This is a genomic window from Lysinibacillus sp. HST-98, assembly GCF_016757845.1.
GTDB classification, from domain to species: Bacteria; Bacillota; Bacilli; order Bacillales_A; family Planococcaceae; genus Lysinibacillus; species Lysinibacillus capsici.
Window position 1 is genome coordinate 182,846 of sequence record NZ_JAENHX010000007.1, and the last position, 17,149, is coordinate 199,994.

The window sequence follows — 17,149 nt, forward strand, 5'->3', positions numbered from 1 at the left end:
TACGGCTCACCTCACCTAATCCAATGTGCTTTTAATAATTGCTGGAAAATCGCATGTTGCAATCCATCTTCCACTTTCAATTGTAATTTTCGAACACCAAAGCGACGGCAAATGGCTTCAAATTCTTCTTCATGTAGTATGCGTCTTGCATGGTAGGACTCTAATACTTTAGAGGACATCGTCACATTCACATCATTACCTGTTTCACGATCAAGGAGACGTACATCACCCGAATAATTTGGTGACAGTTCTTCTTGCGTTACAATTTGCAAAATGCGAACATCTCCAGCATAGCGTGGTAGCCTTTTTAATAGCTGTTCCCATTCCTCAATTGGCTCTAATCCATCTGTAACAATGAATAATACGGTACTATCTTTAGGTAAAGCTTTAAGTGCATCCTTGGCAAAACGATTAGAGTAATTAGCTTCCTCTATATCTGTTACTAGCTGTAAAAAAGCTCGGCGATACATGGTACCCTTCCGTCGAAATGGTGGCTTCACTTCATCTTGGACAAAAGAAAAGGATAGACGATCATCTCGACCTAATACCATTAGACCGAGGGAGGCCACAATTTGACGAGCAAATAACCACTTAGCATGTTGCCCCATCGATTTGGTAGCATCTAGTAGAATATGTACACGCATCTCTTGCTCATCTAAGAACCTTTTAATAAAGTATTTATCTGTACGAGCAAAGACGTTCCAATCCACTTGGCGTACATCATCTCCTAAATGGTATTCTCGAAAATCCGAGAAATCAAGGGATGCCCCGAAGCGTTGAGAACGGTGCGAGCCCTTATGTTGTCCGCGTAGTTTGGAGGCCGTCGCTACTTGGAAGCGACTGATTTTCGCTAACCAGTCTTCGGGCAATAAGTATTTTGCTGTCACTTGCTAATACCTTGCTGAACTTTTTCTAAAATAACATCAATCACATCGTCCGCTGTTTTTCCTGAAGCCTCCCCTTCATAATTCAACAGCATGCGATGACGTAAAACAGGCTTAGCAACAGATTTAATATCCGCTACAGAAACATGAAAACGACCATTCATTAAAGCTCTTGCCTTTGCCAATTTGATTAAGCTCTGCAAACCACGTGGTCCACTGCCATACATTGCATATTGTTTAACCTCATCAAGCGCATCGGATCTTTCAGGATGCGTAGCCACCACTAGATCAGTTGCATACTCTAGCATTTCATCAGCAACCATCACTTCCTTTACCATTTGCTGAGCTTGAATGAGAGCATCCGTATCCATCTGTTTCTGTAAACCAATTTCCTGGGCACCTGTCGTTCGCTTCATAATTTCAATAAGTTCGCTTTTTTCAGGATAGGGTACAAGAATTTTACAAAGGAAACGGTCCATCTGTGCTTCTGGTAATGGGTATGTTCCTTCCATTTCAATAGGGTTTTGAGTTGCCAACACGAAAAATGGTTTCGCCAGTTTTTTTGTATCCCCTAATATTGTTACGGTTTTTTCTCCCATTGCTTCCAACAAGGCACTTTGGGTTTTGGGTGTTGCCCGATTTATCTCATCAGCCAATACCATTTGACTAAAGATTGGCCCAGGTTGAAAGGTAAATTGCTGCTTTCCATCGGGTGTACGTTCAATCATGCTCGTTCCTGTTATATCTGCTGGCATAAGATCTGGTGTAAATTGAATACGTGAAAACGACAGATCCAGTACCTCTGAAATGGTACGAATTAACATCGTTTTTCCTAAGCCAGGTAAACCTTCTAACAATGCATGACCATCTGCTAATACTGCATACAGGGTATAATCAATTGCTTCTTCCTGTCCAACAATGAAGCGATGAATTTCTTCTTTAACTTGTTGTAATTTCGTACTCATATCTACATACTGTTGCTCTGTAAAGGCCATTTCTTTTCCTCCTACTGCGACTCAATTGACGTGAAATAAGATTGCACGACATTTTGTAAATCCTTCGGTAATTGTAAACGCTCTGAACTCTCTAAATAGCTGTCCTTATAAGAGCCAATTACTTCTTCATAAGGTCGAATAGAACCTTTTGTTATCGGACCATTTCCTTGTTGCTCAGATACATGGGAACCATCTCCTAATGCGCCACCATCTACTGATGTCTCACTTGCCCCACCAATTCGATTCGGTGTCGTTAACAAATTCCGACCGCCTTGGCCACTTCCTGCTCCTTGACCCTGTCCTTGGCCTTGGCCTTGGCCTTGGCCTTGCCCCTGACCCTGTCCTTGTCCTTGTCCCTGACCTTGTCCTTGTCCCTGACCTTGTCCCTGTCCTTGGCCTTGTCCTTGGCCTTGTCCATTGCTCTGGCTACTACCATTTGGCTGTTGAGAACCACTTTGCGCATTATTTTGACTAGACTGGCTTTGTTGATTACTAGGTTGGGAATTACCAGATGACTGTTGACTGATTTGATTGTTGCTGCTGGCATTATTGGCACTCGCTATTGCATTTTGTAAGGAGTTACTTGCTGGTTTACCCAGTTTACTCATAGCAGTTTGTGTGGCATTTGCATTTTCTGTGAGCCCTTGCTGCATTTGGGCAAGCTCTTTTAGCTGCTTAACCTCTTCCTTCGATAATCCTTGGCCTTCTGTTGTGCCATCTTGACTAGCTGTTTGTTTGTCCTTTAATTGCTGCTCCTTTAATGCTAGCTCCTTTTGCTTTTTGACAACTTCTCGTAAAGCTTCTTCTGCTGTTTCAGCCTCTTTTAAAGTATTTTGAAGTTCTTGCAATTGCTCCTTTACTTCTTTTGTTTCCGCCTTCTTCTCTAATTCAGCAACTTCCTTCTTCATATCTTCGATAACTGCTTGCTCCTTTTCAACCTCTATTGCTTCAATTTGCGTAGCTGCTGGGAACATATAAAGAATGGCTAGTACAACTGTTGTAATAAATAATCCGATAAACGCCTTTGGACGAAATAGATTTTTCTTTCGAGCCTTAAAGTCTGCGAAAGCTTTTTCAGCATTTTGGATCGCTTTCGATAATAATGATTGAACAAGAGGATCCTGATCATCTTTAAATGATAAAGCTGTCACTAATTCATTATGTGTGAAATAATGATCCAGTTTATGCAATGCCTCTTTCTCTTTGACCCGCTTCCACCAAATAGAAGCAATAGTTGCAATAATAACGGTAATAAAGGCACCTAATGCTATTTGGCGATAATATGGCCAGACAAATAGTCGGGAAATAAGTACGAGAGAAGCACTCGAAAGCAATGCCAAAAACAAACCGTATTGTGCAATGGGAATGCTTCGTTCAAGAGTTAATCTCGATTTTGCACGCTGAATATATTTTCGTAATTGCTTACGACGCTCCATACCAATTCCTCCTCATCGGTTACTTTTCATGTTGGCACGTAATTTTTTAATCGCAATGGTTAAACAAAGTACAATGATGAATACATAGGCAATTAAATACGTAATCCATACAGGTAGTTCTACACCCGAAAGCTCTGCTAACGTATCTCCCATCTCTGGAGAAATAAGTGTCAGCATCAAGGCACCTGGATTAATAGATGCCCAGAAATAGGTCATAAAGGAGGCACCTGTTCCAATGGCATTACCCATTTGATGAAAGGCCATTGTTAAAAAGAAGAAGAATGCTGTAATACCTCCTAAGAAAATGATTGAGCCATATGTGGCAATCATGGCAACAATAGTTCTCTTAGTAATCGTAGAAAACATCACACCTATACTACCTATTGCTACTACAGTGACTAAATAAAATAAAAATATAGAAATAAGCTGTGAAGGCGACACACCACCGAATAGAAACACTAGACTGTATAGTGGTAATCCCGCTACCAGCATCAATACTAGAAATGCTACGGAGGATAGTAATTTTCCAATAACAATTTGTGTAGAACTTTGTGTCGTTGTTAATAAAATATTTAATGTTTGCTTTTCGCGCTCACTACTGATAGCACCTGCAGTCAAACTTGGTGTAATGAAAAGAACTAATGCCATTTGCAAGATGGTTAGCACAGCAAACATCATAAAGCTTGTCTCTGGTCTAAAGAAGCCTCTGCCAGTAAATTCAGTTGTAAGCAATAAAAACCCTGCAATGAAAATACACAGTACAGCTAAATAAAACATTAAACCTGAAAAGCTTTTAAAAGAACGGAAGCGTAACTTCAATTCTTTAACAAGTACTGGATTATAAAATCTTTCCATCATTGATTGTCCGCTCCCTTCGTAATCGCCATAAAGACATCCTCTAAATCCTTCTCTTCTTCACTTAATGCATAGATTGGCAAATCTATAAGCATCGCTTTTTTTAGCAATGCCACCTGCTCAGCATCTGTTCCTCGATAGTTAAAGGCTATTTCTAAACGATTTTCCATGACATCAATTGAGGAAATATGCGGATCTTCCTCTAAAAACGCTCGTACTGCATCCAATTGATCTGTCACTTTCAACACAATACGCTTTTCTCCTTGTAGCTGGGCCTGAATCGCGGCTACATTTCCATGTGCAATTAATTTACCATTATCAATAACACCGATTTCATCACACATCTCAGCAAGTTCAGGTAAAATATGCGACGAAATTAAAATTGTTTTTCCCATAGACTTTAAATTCCGTAAAATATCTCGCATTTCCACGCGAGCACGTGGATCTAGTCCTGATGCAGGTTCATCTAGAATCAGTACCTTTGGATCATGGATAAGTGCACGAGCTAAACATAAGCGTTGCTTCATACCACGTGATAATAAATCAACATATTCATAGCGTTTACTTGTTAAATTCACTAGTTCTAATAGTTGTGGAATTAACACTTGACGCTCTGCTAATTGGATACCGTAGCTCGCTCCATAAAAATCTAAATATTCATCTACTTTTAACTGATCATAAACACCAAAGAAATCGGGCATATAACCAATTTGCTTTCGAACTTCTTTTGGTTCCTTCACAACACTTTTGCCATTTATCAGAGCATCTCCTGAAGTCGGTGACAATAGTGTAGCTAAAATAGAGAATGTCGTTGATTTCCCTGCTCCATTTGCGCCAACAAATCCAAATACAACGCCCTCTTCTAAAGATAAGTTTAAATGATCTAATGCTGTAAAGGAGCCGTATCGTTTCGTTAAATCACGAATTTCAATCATTATTTTGCCACTCCTTTCAGCTCTATGTCTGGTAACTTCGTTTGTTCTCCTGATGGATCGGGACCATATTTGATTTCAATTCGAAGCTCTCCATCTTGATTAAAGTATGTTGAAACCTTGTCTGTAAACACTTGCTTTGTATCGACTAAAGGCTCATATATATTCGTTTCATTATTCCAAATGGATAGTTGCATACGTGAGACATCCTTATTAGAAATTGTCAGCTCATTAAGTGATTCAACGGCATCCATAAATTGATCTGGCATGGTCATCGTTACTTCGTACAATCCTTCAGATAGGTACCATTTATTCAATTCTTCCTCTATCTTTTCATAATAGCCATTTGCTGATAGTGGCTCTACTGAATACGAGAAGTTATTACGCTTCATTGTAAATGGTCCTGTTAGCTCAACTTTTCCTTTAAATGGTTGAACAAGCATCGTAATTGGTGACATATTGGCACTCGTTTCTAATTCAACACCTACCACAGCTTGATCTGTCCAAGCTGTAAGTATTGGCTGGTTATCCTTTTCGACAAGCGGCAATGCTAAAGTTTTCATTCGTTCAATCCGCATTGGGTTTACCTCATCCTTTTTCGATGGGTAACTATAATTATAATTATTGAAAATAGATGGTTTTTGAAGAACCGTTGTTTTCAGTTCCTTATTTACCTGTAAAGTTCCGTTTGCTTCAATATCACCTAGTTTTACTTCTTTCACGCCAGAGATTAATGTGACATCTTTTAATGCAAACGGGAAATTATTTTTTACTGTTCCTGATAGTTGTTCATTTTTCAGTGTTATATCTATATCCATCTTCCCGATATTTTGTGCTGATGTTTTTCCACCAAAGGATTGCACAGACCAGTAGCTTAAATCACGTAATGTTAGTGTTGAACCGCTAGCATTTTCTTTTACATAAGAAGATTCATGTAATGGTCCCATCGTGCCTGTGAAGTTATTATAATTTCTTAATGCAACGGCAGTTGTATTTTGGTCAGCATTGACCACAAAGTCCCCACTGCGATTCGTTAGAATGGACTCTACATAATAGCCATTTACACTATTGTCTTCATTTACTTTATAGAACGCAGATTGTTGAACTTGTGGCTGAACAATACGATCCTTCGCTCCGACAATAAAGAGAACAATGGAAAGAACAACAGAGATGGACGGTATTATCCACCATGCATGCTCACGCTTGTCCGCTTTTTTCAAGACAAAATAAAGAATTGGCCCGATTATTAAAATATAAAGAATAATGACAATTAGCATATAGCTCACTGATACTTCAAATGATGGAAATAGTTCATTAATGTTACGAAGTTCATAAGATATTTGATCGAGAGGAGATTGTCCCTGTCTCATCATTCCTTGCTGTGAAATACTTTGAATATTTATCACTTTGGCTAAAAGTGCTCCGTAGCCGTCCATAGAAGCAAGTGGTTGATCACCTAAAGAGAAGGTTGTTTGAATCACTTCCCCGCTACCCACTTTTTTCTTTGCTGCTAACACTGCATTATTTTCTGTTAATACAGGTAAACTTCCTTCACTACTAGTAGCTGCGTAAACTGAAATCGGCTGTGTAAAAATGCCGCCTCCTGACAATTTAGTTAAAGCTTCTGCAGAAATCGCAGTCATTTCTTGTGATAATGACAAAGGTAAATACTCTTTAAAAATCCCTGCTGTAGCATTGATTTGGTCAGCAGCACCTAGAAGTAAGGTACCACCATCCTGTACCCATTTTAGTAATGCTTCTTGTTGTTTCTGTGTTAAATCAGCAATAGCCACTTCATCTACAACAATGACATTGGCCATCGCAAGTCCCTGCGAATCTTCTGGAAGTGTATAATCTTTTAATTGATTGATATTAAATACTTCCACATTACTTTGAGCTACAAATGTTGATAAACGTAATAGGGCTGAAAGTCGATCACTTTTATCTGTTAATGTATAAATGAATGTTGATGAGGGGTCTAAAAAATTTGATTGCAGACGTTTAGTTCCCTTATAGGCAATCTTTTTTCCTTTTTCAATGTTTCCTTCATAAAAGGCAAATAAATCTGTGTCCGAATAACTATAGTCAGCTAAACCATCAAGATAGAAAGTAAATGTCTTTTCCTCTCCTGCTGCTATATCAATTGGAACGACAAGTGCTGAAGCTGCCTCATAAGAATTTGATGAATTAATCGCCATATCTCCTGAGAAGTCAGCTCCATTATTTTTCACTGTAACTTGGAGTGGTACTACTGATTGATATTTCGCTTTACCAGAAACACCCGCTGTTGCTTTTACCTCTAGCGTAGCAGCAGCACTTGCCTGAGTTGTAGGCAAGATAAAGCTCATTACCAGCATGACTAGTAAGGTCAGTGCCGTCCATTTTGTCTTTTTCAAAAGCTCAACCCCTTTTTATGTAAATAGATGGTTACATAATTATACGATTTATATTGCATTTTGTTCCATTTCTTATGTTATCTTCATTAATATTCATAAACTCTTAAGAATTCTACAATGCAAAAAGGCAACTCCAAAACAACCTGGAGCTGCCTGATTTTCTATTTAGTATAATCAAACAAACACCGTGCATGATCCTGCACTACTTCCACAAACGCCTCTACTTGTCTTAATTCAAAAGAGGATTCATAACCAATTAGCCAAGTATCGCGTGTAAGACCAAACTCTTTTTCATCATTTGATAGAGGGATTTTGTAAATGGCATCGTGGTCATTTAACGTAATAGAAGGCAAGATCGCATAACCGATACCATTTAATGCCATTTGCTTGCAAATTTCAATTTGATCCACTAAAATTTGTTTTCTTGGATTCGAGGCAAAATGCTGCTGCCACCATTGCTGAATTTCTTGATAATAGTTGGAATCACTCTTATATTGAATAAATGGACGGTCTGTCTTTAGCACATCTTCAATTGTTTTAACCTCTTTGTCCACCAAATAAAGAGTATCTCTGAAAAGGTGGATCTTTTCTCCTTTCCAGTCAACTTGGCCTCGTACAATGCCTACATGTGCCTCGCCCTCATAAAGAGCTTTCACAATTTCAGAACTCCAGCCCGTCATCAGGGATATTTTAGCCTCTGGATATTTTGACACAAAATCCTTCAAGATTTTTGGTAGCCAGTTCTGACCAACAATGGATGCACAAGCAATTTTTAATGTCCCATTTACCTTTGTCGTTAAGGATTGAATCGTTTCAAATATTTCTTCCTTTTTGGCTAGCATTTCCTTTGCATAAGCAATAACTTGTTCACCAGCAGGTGTTGCTGTTAAACCTTTTTGTGAACGAATAAATAATTGGGCACCCCAGTCTTTTTCAATCGTTTGTAATCGTTGTGAAAGGGCTGGTTGGGATAAAAATAGACGTTCTGCTGCTTTCCGCATATTGCGTTCTTCAGCTAAGATTTTTAAAATTTCTGCCTCTGTTGCCATCAATCTGTAAACCTCCAATACAAGCAAAGAGGGCCTCATGATTTTCATCTGAGTTCCCTCTTAAGCTACTACTCTTTTTGATAAATATATTTTTTCAATTGCTTTAAAATAACACGTCTTGTTAATATCCCTGCGAATGTACCATCTTCGTCCACTACACATAAAAAGGCGTGGTTAATAACTAAATCCAAAGCACGCTGGAAAGTATCCGTCAGCTTCAATACAGCGATCTCTTTTTCCATAATAGAGTCAACCTTAATATCAGGTAGCTTTTCATATTCAATATGCTCAAGTCCAAGAATCGATTCGGTAATCATTTTCATGCTAAGTAAACCTTGAAGTCGATATTTCAAATCTAATACAGGTATGGACGAGTACCCTGTACGTGTTAGTACAAGGAGTGCATGTTCTGCACTATTTCCACTTTGTACATGTGCAACTTTTTCAGAGGAAATGATAAAATCACTAATTGGCATTGCTAATAAGTCTTTGCTGTTAGTTGAAATCATGAACTTCTTCTCCTTTTCTGTCCTCACTGTGTAGAACAGTCCTTCCCTTTCATCATATCACAACTTTTCTATGTATGACCATGACCAGGCCGAGAAGAGTTTTTCACGAACAATGAATTATTTTAGCCTTTACAGCAAAAACTTAGAATATCTTCATCCAGTCAAGTTTTTCGTGACCGAATGAAGATGGTGTTCTTAACTAATAGCCAGCCTTACTCCAGTAGTAAAAAATCATGATCCCTAAAAAAAGCAAAAAAATTGCATAGACCCAAACAATTGGGTTCAAAATCGTTGAATACTCTTCAACCGTTTCTGAAATCGGAGTATCCTTTTCAGACTTCCGTTCAGAAGTCATCTTTGCAATTTTCAACGTGTATACAAACGAAATTATACAAATAATTATCATGGCAATTAGAGCTGGTATTAACCACATACCCATCGGCAAAACTCCTTTCTTTACCCTTAGTATGCGTCAACCCAGCTATTCGTTATGCAAACATTTTTAGAATGGATATTGATTGAGCCACTGCCCACCATCCAAAGTTACACATTCGCCATTCATATAACTTGCTTTGTTAGACATCATAAATGTAGCTAAATCAGCAATTTCTTCTGGTGTTCCTATACGGCCTAGTGGAACAGAATCTAGTGTACGAGCTGCCGCTGCTTCTGATTCCCAAAGCTTATCGGCTCCACCAGTACGCTCAATTGGACCTGGTGCAATAGCATTAACCCGAATCCCATACTGTTTCCCCCACTCAACAGCTAGCGTTCTCGTCAAAGATAGTACCCCTGCTTTTGCTGCAGCAGAATGGACCACACCTGCTCCTGCATTCCAAGCATACGTCGCTACCATATTTAATATAGACCCCTTGATCTTATGTTCAATCCAATACTTGCCTACTACTGAAGAACAGTAGAATGTACCATTTAATACAATATCTACGACAGCCTTCCAGCCATTCGGTGATAAATCCTCTGCACGTACAATAAAATTACCTGCTGCATTATTCACAAGCCCATCCACTTGACCAAATTTTTCAATAGCAAATGCGAGCATAGCCTCAGCATGCTCAGGTACACGTACATCCATTTGGAATGTCTCAATAGAGGGACCAGCCTCCGCTATAAATTTTTTTGCCTCTGCTAATCGTTCTTCATTACGACCTGTTATGACAACATTAGCTCCCTCAGTCACGAACTGCTTTGCCATATACAGCCCCATGCCACTTGATCCACCCGTAATAATAATCGTCTTCCCTTGCAACATTCCATTTCCCCCTTTGTTAAAAATGAATGGTGATTCACTAAAAGTTTACTATATATTCTCGAATATGTCATATTAATTCTATAGAATGCGAGTTAATTTTCAAAAAAATATAAAAGAGCCATTCATTCAAATGAATAGCTCTCCAATATCATTAAAACTCATACGTATAGACAATTTTATATAGCTCCATTAACTCTTCTAAAGTTGGTATCTTGGGATTGTTACCAGGACTTCCACTTGCAAGTGCATCCTCAGCCATTTTAGGAATAGCCTGATAATAAGCATCCTCCTCTATTCCCCACTGTTTTAAATTGCCAATTTTCATATACTTACATATGTCTTTAATGGACGTAATAGCAAGCTGAGCAAGCTCCTCTTGTGGTAGGCGTTCTTTTGTTTTATTAAAAAATTGTCCTAAATCTGCCAATCGATCTATACAAGCATTTTTTGAATAGTCTAGTACAGCTGGTAAAAGCATCGCATTGGAGATGCCATGTGGTACGTGGAAAAGTGCACCAATGGGACGCGACATTCCATGTACGAGGGCAACAGAAGCATTTGAAAATGACAGCCCTGCCTGCATCGAACCCAATGACATCGCTTCCCTAGCATCAATATCATCTCCACGTTCATAAACCTTTATGATGTTATTCACAATTAATTCCATAGCAGATAAGGCGAGCACATTCGAATAAGGATGAGCTAAACGCGATAAATAGCTCTCAATGGCATGGCTCAATGCATCTATTCCTGTTGCTGCGGTAATTGCTGGAGGTGAAGTAATGGTTAAAATAGGATCAACAACCGCTATAGTTGGCATAAAAGCTGGTTGCTTAATCATCATTTTTACATCACTTTTTGTATTGGTAATAACAGTTGCATCTGTGGCTTCAGAGCCTGTACCTGCTGTTGTTGGTATCGCAATGTGTGGAATTGGTGGAACAGCTGCAACCTTTGCCATTTTCATATAATCTCCTATGTAGCCGCCATTTGTAGCCACTACTGCAATCGCCTTCGCCGTATCAATACAGCTACCCCCACCAACAGATATAATGACATCACAGTTTTCCTTCTGCAAAAGCTGTAATCCCTCTGCTACATACGTATCATCCGGCTCAGTTATCACCCCTATATATGAAACGACTTCTATCCCTTGGGTCTTTAACAGTGTATGGCATTTATTCACAAATCCTAAACTATCCATCATTGGATCACTAATAATTAATGCCTTAGAACCTAGTTTTTTCGCATACTCTCCTACTTCTTCAAATGAATCACGACCATATACAATCGTTCCTGGTGAATGAACAGTAAAAATGGTTTTTGTTTGAATCATATTTTCCCTCCTAAGCTACTGAGCTGTATAGCCACCATCTAATAGAATGGCCTGACCGGTTAACCCCTTTGCTATATCACTTGCTAAATATAATGCGAGTCCTGTAATTTCTGTGACATCAAGTAAACGTTTTTGCGGTACAAGTGGATATAATACTTGTTCAAGTACTTCTTCCACTTGAATACCCCGTGTCTGTGCTAAATCCATAAACTGATTACGTACTAATCCCGTGTCAACATACCCTGGACAAATAGCATTTACCGTAATTCCATCTGTCGCCACCTCTAGTGCCGTTACCTTAGTAAGCCCAATCACACCATGCTTTGCTGCATTATATCCTGCCTTCCCAGCAAACCCAATGACGCCATTGATGGAGGACATATTGATAATACGACCAAATTGATTTTTCTTCATATGTGGTAACGCATACTTCATCGCAACAAAGGGAGCAACGACCATCACTTTTTGCATTGACTCAAAAATTTCTGTCTTAAAATCCTCAATAAGCGACACATGTTGAAATCCTGCATTATTGATTAAAATATCTAATGTTGAGAATTTATTAATCGTAAAATCGATGGCTTCTCTTATGGCTTGTTCTTCTGTCACATCACATATATAAGAAGTTAAAGAAGGGTATTGTGCGACAGCTTCCTCTAGAAGCTGTTCATTTTTATCTGTTATCACAACATTAGCCCCTTGCTCAGCAAATGCTTGTGCCATGGCAAGACCAATACCACGAGCTGCACCTGTAATAAAAACCGTTTTTCCTTGCATACTCCATCCCTCCTACATCCCTAATGAGAATAATATGATTGCAAGTATTGTACCTATGATAGGGATAATAACCGTCAAAGCTCCAAACGGCATATATGCATCCTTATGCTTTTCATTACATACTGAATTAATGGTTGTCACAACATATCCTCCGTGTGGCAATGAATCTAGGGAACCAGATGCTATAGCGATTGTCCGATGCAACGCCTCTGTATCTACACCCATCTCAATATAATGTGGTGCTAGTAAGGGCATTGCAATTGTTTGTCCCCCTGATGCTGAACCTGTTAAACCAGCAATAACCGCAATGGCTAAGGCTCCTCCAATCAGCGGACTGCCAGGGATATTGGTCATTACATCAACAGTTGCAACAAAGGATGGTGTTGCTTTTACTACCCCACCAAAGCCGACAACAGCCGCCGTATTTGCAATGGCAATAATAGCACCCATCGCACCTGCTGCTAATGTTGCGCCAACTGACTTTGCATATTTGTAACTCACTAAATAAGCCACGATACAGCCACTAGTTAAGGCTACAATTAAAGCAGAGGTTCCAAGTGAATCATGGAAAATATAAGAAATGACTAAAACAACTAATAATGGTACGAGACTCAAAAGGGGACTCGGTAGCTTACGTGTTTTATCAGCTATTGGATCAGTGGAGCGCTCAATGAAAATCTCCCCATTGTTTACAGCGCGTTTAATCATCCAATTCAGCCAAAGCGAGCCACCAACGGCCATAAAAATAGCCACGACAATACTAACTTGCCAACCAGCATATGGAGTTGTACCAAGATATGGAATCGGTATCCAATTTTGAATCTCAGGTGAGCCTGCTGATGTCATCGTAAATGTGACAGAACCTAGGCCCAGTGCAGCAGGAATAAAACGTCGTGGAAAGTTTGCTTGTTTAAATAAACTAATAGCCATTGGATAAACAGAAAAGGCTACGATAAAAACTGAAACACCACCATATGTGAGTACTGCAGCAGCTAAGACTACAGCATATGTTGCATATTTCACCCCTATTTTTTCTACGATCCATTTAGAGACACTATCTGCAGCGCCTGTGTCCTCCATGACTTTACCGAAAATAGCGCCCGCCATGAACATTAAATACCATGAACCAACAAATCCTGTGAATCCATCCATATAGCTCGTTAGAAAGTTGGCCTGATCTTTATCAGCTGTTTGAGGAAAAAATGCAAGACCGTTTGTTAAGGCTGCTAAAAGCGCAGTTAACGGTGCTGAAATAAGTAGATTTACACCCTTCATTGTTAAATAAACTAATAATGCTAAACTAACAAAAAGACCAATATACGCTAACATTTACACCCCACCCATCCCCTTTTTTAGAAAAAAAGAGCTGTATAGCTCTACAGCTCTAGGTTTTATTAGTCGTTATTGCTTGGGAATGCAAATGTGGATGCTGAGGAGGCATTACCAGCCATCCAACGCTCTGAAATTGTCTTAGTTTTTGTAAAGAATCGTGCTTGATCTGGGCCAAACATATGCCCCTCACCAAAACGAGAGCCTTTAAAGCCTGCAAAGTTATGGTAGCCAACAGGAATTGGAATTGGTACATTGACACCAACCATGCCAACATCAATTTCTGTTGTAAATTTTCGAGCTGCTAATCCATCATTCGTAAAGATTGTGACACCATTGCCTAGCTCATGCTTATTTATAAGTGTAATAGCTTCCTCTAAGGAATCTACACGAACAACATTGCGAGCTGGTCCAAATATTTCTTGCTCGTAAACTTCCATTCCTGGTTTTACATGATCTAATAATGTAGGTCCTACATAAAACCCTTTAGACTCTTTGACAATGTCAAGCTCTCGTCCGTCACAAATTACTGAAGCTCCTTCGGCTTCCCCTCGATCAATTGCAGTAAGAATTGCTTCTTTCGATTGTTGAGAAATAACAGGGCCAAAATCTGAATCAGGATTTGTATAAGGGCCAACCTTCAGATTAGCGATTTTATCCTTCAGAATCTCCACTAGACGATCTGCAGTATCCTTTCCTACAGGCATAATGGTAGATATCGCCATACAGCGTTGTGAGGCTGCCCCATACGCTGCTCCAATAAAGGCATTAGCTACCTGTTCAAGATCCGCATCAGGCATTACAACCATATTGTTTTTACCCCCACCAAGTGCCGTAACACGCTTTCCATATTTTGACCCAGTTTCATAAATATACTTTGCAACTGGTGTTGATCCAACAAATGAAATCGCTTGCACAGCTGGGTTTTCTAAAAGTTCATTGACTGCATCTTTATCACCATTGATTACTGTCCAAATACCATCAGGCAATCCCGCCTTCTTCCAAAGCTCACTAACATACAATGCAGTCATTGGCACACGCTCGGATGCTTTTAAAACAACCGCATTTCCTACAGCAATGGCCATACTCGTTTGTGCTAGAGGCACCATGATGGGGAAGTTAAATGGAGAAATTGCTGCCACAACCCCTAATGGATACTTTGCAGAATAAGCATTTATTTGACCTCCAACATTTACAGAGTATTCTCCTTTCATTAAGTGTGGCGCACCAATGGCTAAGTCAACAGATTCAAGTCCTCGTGTAATTTCACCTTTGGCATCTTCAATCGTTTTACCGCTTTCAGTACAAATGATTTGTAATAGCTCTTCCATATTTTCAGTGATAAGGTTACGGAACTTTAGTACAATTTCTGCACGCTTAGCCACTGATGTCTCACGCCAAGCTGGAAATGCTGCTTGAGCTTGCTCGATTGCCTCTTGTGTTTCCTCTACTGTTGCAAGGGGTACCTTAGCAATGACTTCACCTGTTGTTGGGTTAAATACCGAACCGAATCGGCCACTTTTTCCTTCAACCAATTTGCCACCAATAAAATGTGTTAATGTTTTAACCTCTTGTGTCGTTGTCATATCCATTTCCTCCTCTTAAAATTGTTCTAGTTTACATTTTTCTTTTAAACTTAAATAAGCTGCAGACATATCTTTTTCTCCATAGCCCTGCTGAGCAATTTCACTATAAAGATCCACTAACTTTTCGCCGATTCGTAGCGATACGCCTGCTTCATCAGCCATTTCCTTAGCTAACTTCAAATCTTTTAATAGTAGATTTGTCGAAAAGCCCGGCTCATAATTATCATTTTTCATATATTCCAAATAATTACGTTCATAAATACGGCTTTGCCCATAACTATTACTTAATACATCATAGAGCGTGTCTGCCTGAATACCCATTTTTTCACCAAGTACAATCGTTTCAGCGACTGCCTCTGTGTAAAAGCCAATCATTAAGTTATTGAGTAATTTAATTCGCGTTCCTATACTTGAAGATGTGCCTAAGTGATAAATGTTTTTACCGACTATTCTGAATATTTCGTTGGCACTTTTATAATCATCTGTGTCACCACCAACCATAATAGTTAATGTCGCATTGATAGCCCCAATGACACCCCCACTGACAGGAGCTCCCAAATAACGTAATCCCAAAGCTATAGCCTCTGTATGTAACGTATCATTCAATTCGGGATTAACAGTACTAAAATCAATCAGTAGGCATCCTTTCTTTGCATGTTGTAAAATTCCTTGCTCTGACTGATAAACCAATTCTACAACCTGAGGGGTAGGCAAGCTTGTCATAATAACATCACATTGTTTCGCAATATCCATAGCTGTCTCAAGGCCGAAACCACCTGCTGCTGCGAATTGATCCATTGCTTTCGCATTCGTATCGAAACCATATACCTGATAATCTGCTCTTAATAAGTTAATAGCCATCGGTAAACCCATATTCCCTAAGCCAATAAAACCTAATTTTTCCTTCATTGTAACCTCCCCATTCTTTGAAAATACAACGGAAAACTTGATGATATACTAGCCAACTTTCATTTTTTAAAGTAACATTAATAACGAGATAACTTCATTGACCGCAGTCATTGACTTCGGTCATTTAAATCATAATCAATCAAATTCCATCTCGTCAATTAAAAATTTAATATTTTCTGAATATTTTTTACAAAAGATATTTTACAATATTTCAAAAAGGAGGTATTAGCTACCAATGGAAACACTCACAAGCAGACAGAAAAAGGCATTAGAAACACGTGAAAAATTATTAAAAACTTCTTTAGATTTATTTAACAAGCATGGTTATGAACATGTTTCTGTTGAACAAATTACGAAAGCATGTAATGTTTCAAAGGGTACATTTTATACACATTTCCCATCTAAATATGATGTTATTTTAGAAAAATTTAAGGAGCTTGATAATTTTTATCGTACAGTTGAAAAAAATATTGATCCCTCATTACCAGCAAGTGAAAAAATTCTATTAGTGTATCAAGAGCAAATGAGATATTTAACCAATATTGTGGGGAAGGATTTATTACGTACAGTGTATACGGCTGCTATGACAAACCAAGTAGAACAGGATCATTATTTAATCCATCCACAACGTAAGATTTTTCAGATAATGAATACATATATCGAGGAAGGAATTCAACATGGGGAATTTAGACAAGATGTTTCTGCTGCTACCATACAAACACTTATTCAGCGCTGTATGCGTGCCAATGTCTATGATTGGTTGATACATAGTGAAGACTTTGACCTAGCCTCTGAGATGGCGCAATTTACAGCAATTGTCTTAAACGGTCTTAAAAACGGCAAATAAAAAAGTAGCACTTCATCTATTTTATGATGAAAGTGCTAC

At 38.9% G+C, this 17,149-nt stretch carries 16 protein-coding genes; 1 reads left to right on the forward strand and 15 read right to left on the reverse strand.

Annotated elements, in window-relative coordinates; genetic code table 11:
• Positions 1 to 11 precede the first annotated feature (11 nt).
• The 15 genes from JIN86_RS16495 to JIN86_RS16565 form a co-directional block, all read right to left on the reverse strand.
• The gene (locus JIN86_RS16495; protein ID WP_066037221.1) at positions 12 to 887 is read right to left on the reverse strand and encodes a DUF58 domain-containing protein; all 876 of its coding nucleotides are present in this window, start codon (positions 885 to 887) and stop codon (positions 12 to 14) included.
• Positions 884 to 1,879 carry an AAA family ATPase gene (locus JIN86_RS16500; RefSeq protein ID WP_202342406.1) on the reverse strand — a complete coding sequence of 332 codons (996 nt, stop codon included), beginning with the start codon at positions 1,877 to 1,879 and terminating at the stop codon, positions 884 to 886. Before JIN86_RS16500 ends, JIN86_RS16495 begins: the two co-directional genes overlap by 4 nt.
• An 11-nt stretch (positions 1,880 to 1,890) precedes the next feature.
• On the reverse strand, positions 1,891 to 3,315 hold the full coding sequence (locus tag JIN86_RS16505) for a hypothetical protein (RefSeq protein ID WP_202342407.1): 1,425 nt from the start codon (positions 3,313 to 3,315) through the stop codon (positions 1,891 to 1,893).
• A gap of 12 nt (positions 3,316 to 3,327) precedes the next feature.
• Complete coding sequence (locus JIN86_RS16510; RefSeq protein WP_004224656.1) at positions 3,328 to 4,173, reverse strand: ABC transporter permease; 846 nt, start codon at positions 4,171 to 4,173, stop codon at positions 3,328 to 3,330.
• Complete coding sequence (locus JIN86_RS16515; RefSeq protein ID WP_009371212.1) at positions 4,170 to 5,105, reverse strand: ABC transporter ATP-binding protein; 936 nt, start codon at positions 5,103 to 5,105, stop codon at positions 4,170 to 4,172. Before JIN86_RS16515 ends, JIN86_RS16510 begins: the two co-directional genes overlap by 4 nt.
• Positions 5,105 to 7,498 carry a DUF7408 domain-containing protein gene (locus JIN86_RS16520; RefSeq protein WP_202342408.1) on the reverse strand — a complete coding sequence of 798 codons (2,394 nt, stop codon included), beginning with the start codon at positions 7,496 to 7,498 and terminating at the stop codon, positions 5,105 to 5,107. The genes JIN86_RS16515 and JIN86_RS16520 overlap by 1 nt, the downstream gene beginning before the upstream one ends.
• Positions 7,499 to 7,659: 161 nt before the next feature.
• Positions 7,660 to 8,547 carry a transcriptional regulator CcpC gene (locus JIN86_RS16525; protein WP_004224650.1) on the reverse strand — a complete coding sequence of 296 codons (888 nt, stop codon included), beginning with the start codon at positions 8,545 to 8,547 and terminating at the stop codon, positions 7,660 to 7,662.
• Between the two features lie 68 nt (positions 8,548 to 8,615).
• Complete coding sequence (gene cbpB / locus JIN86_RS16530; RefSeq protein WP_004224640.1) at positions 8,616 to 9,056, reverse strand: cyclic-di-AMP-binding protein CbpB; 441 nt, start codon at positions 9,054 to 9,056, stop codon at positions 8,616 to 8,618.
• A gap of 199 nt (positions 9,057 to 9,255) precedes the next feature.
• The gene (locus JIN86_RS16535) at positions 9,256 to 9,495 is read right to left on the reverse strand and encodes a hypothetical protein (protein ID WP_004224638.1); all 240 of its coding nucleotides are present in this window, start codon (positions 9,493 to 9,495) and stop codon (positions 9,256 to 9,258) included.
• Between the two features lie 63 nt (positions 9,496 to 9,558).
• Entirely contained in the window at positions 9,559 to 10,326 is a 768-nt protein-coding gene (gene fadH / locus JIN86_RS16540) for a 2,4-dienoyl-CoA reductase (protein WP_009371207.1), read from the reverse strand.
• Positions 10,327 to 10,477: 151 nt separating this feature from the next.
• On the reverse strand, positions 10,478 to 11,662 hold the full coding sequence (locus tag JIN86_RS16545; protein WP_202342409.1) for an iron-containing alcohol dehydrogenase: 1,185 nt from the start codon (positions 11,660 to 11,662) through the stop codon (positions 10,478 to 10,480).
• A 15-nt stretch (positions 11,663 to 11,677) separates the two neighbouring features.
• Entirely contained in the window at positions 11,678 to 12,439 is a 762-nt protein-coding gene (locus JIN86_RS16550) for a 3-hydroxybutyrate dehydrogenase (RefSeq protein WP_004224632.1), read from the reverse strand.
• 12 nt (positions 12,440 to 12,451) lie between these two features.
• Positions 12,452 to 13,768 carry a GntP family permease gene (locus JIN86_RS16555; protein ID WP_004224627.1) on the reverse strand — a complete coding sequence of 439 codons (1,317 nt, stop codon included), beginning with the start codon at positions 13,766 to 13,768 and terminating at the stop codon, positions 12,452 to 12,454.
• A gap of 65 nt (positions 13,769 to 13,833) precedes the next feature.
• Positions 13,834 to 15,354 carry a CoA-acylating methylmalonate-semialdehyde dehydrogenase gene (locus JIN86_RS16560; RefSeq protein ID WP_004224624.1) on the reverse strand — a complete coding sequence of 507 codons (1,521 nt, stop codon included), beginning with the start codon at positions 15,352 to 15,354 and terminating at the stop codon, positions 13,834 to 13,836.
• Positions 15,355 to 15,369: 15 nt separating this feature from the next.
• Positions 15,370 to 16,263 (reverse strand): NAD(P)-dependent oxidoreductase, encoded by an 894-nt coding sequence (locus JIN86_RS16565; RefSeq protein WP_202342410.1) that lies wholly within the window; start codon positions 16,261 to 16,263, stop codon positions 15,370 to 15,372.
• Between the two features lie 235 nt (positions 16,264 to 16,498).
• Between JIN86_RS16565 and JIN86_RS16570 the strand changes: the two genes are divergently transcribed.
• Positions 16,499 to 17,110, forward strand: coding sequence for a TetR/AcrR family transcriptional regulator (locus JIN86_RS16570; protein ID WP_004224617.1), 612 nt, complete (start codon positions 16,499 to 16,501; stop codon positions 17,108 to 17,110).
• The last annotated feature ends 39 nt before the right edge of the window (positions 17,111 to 17,149 follow it).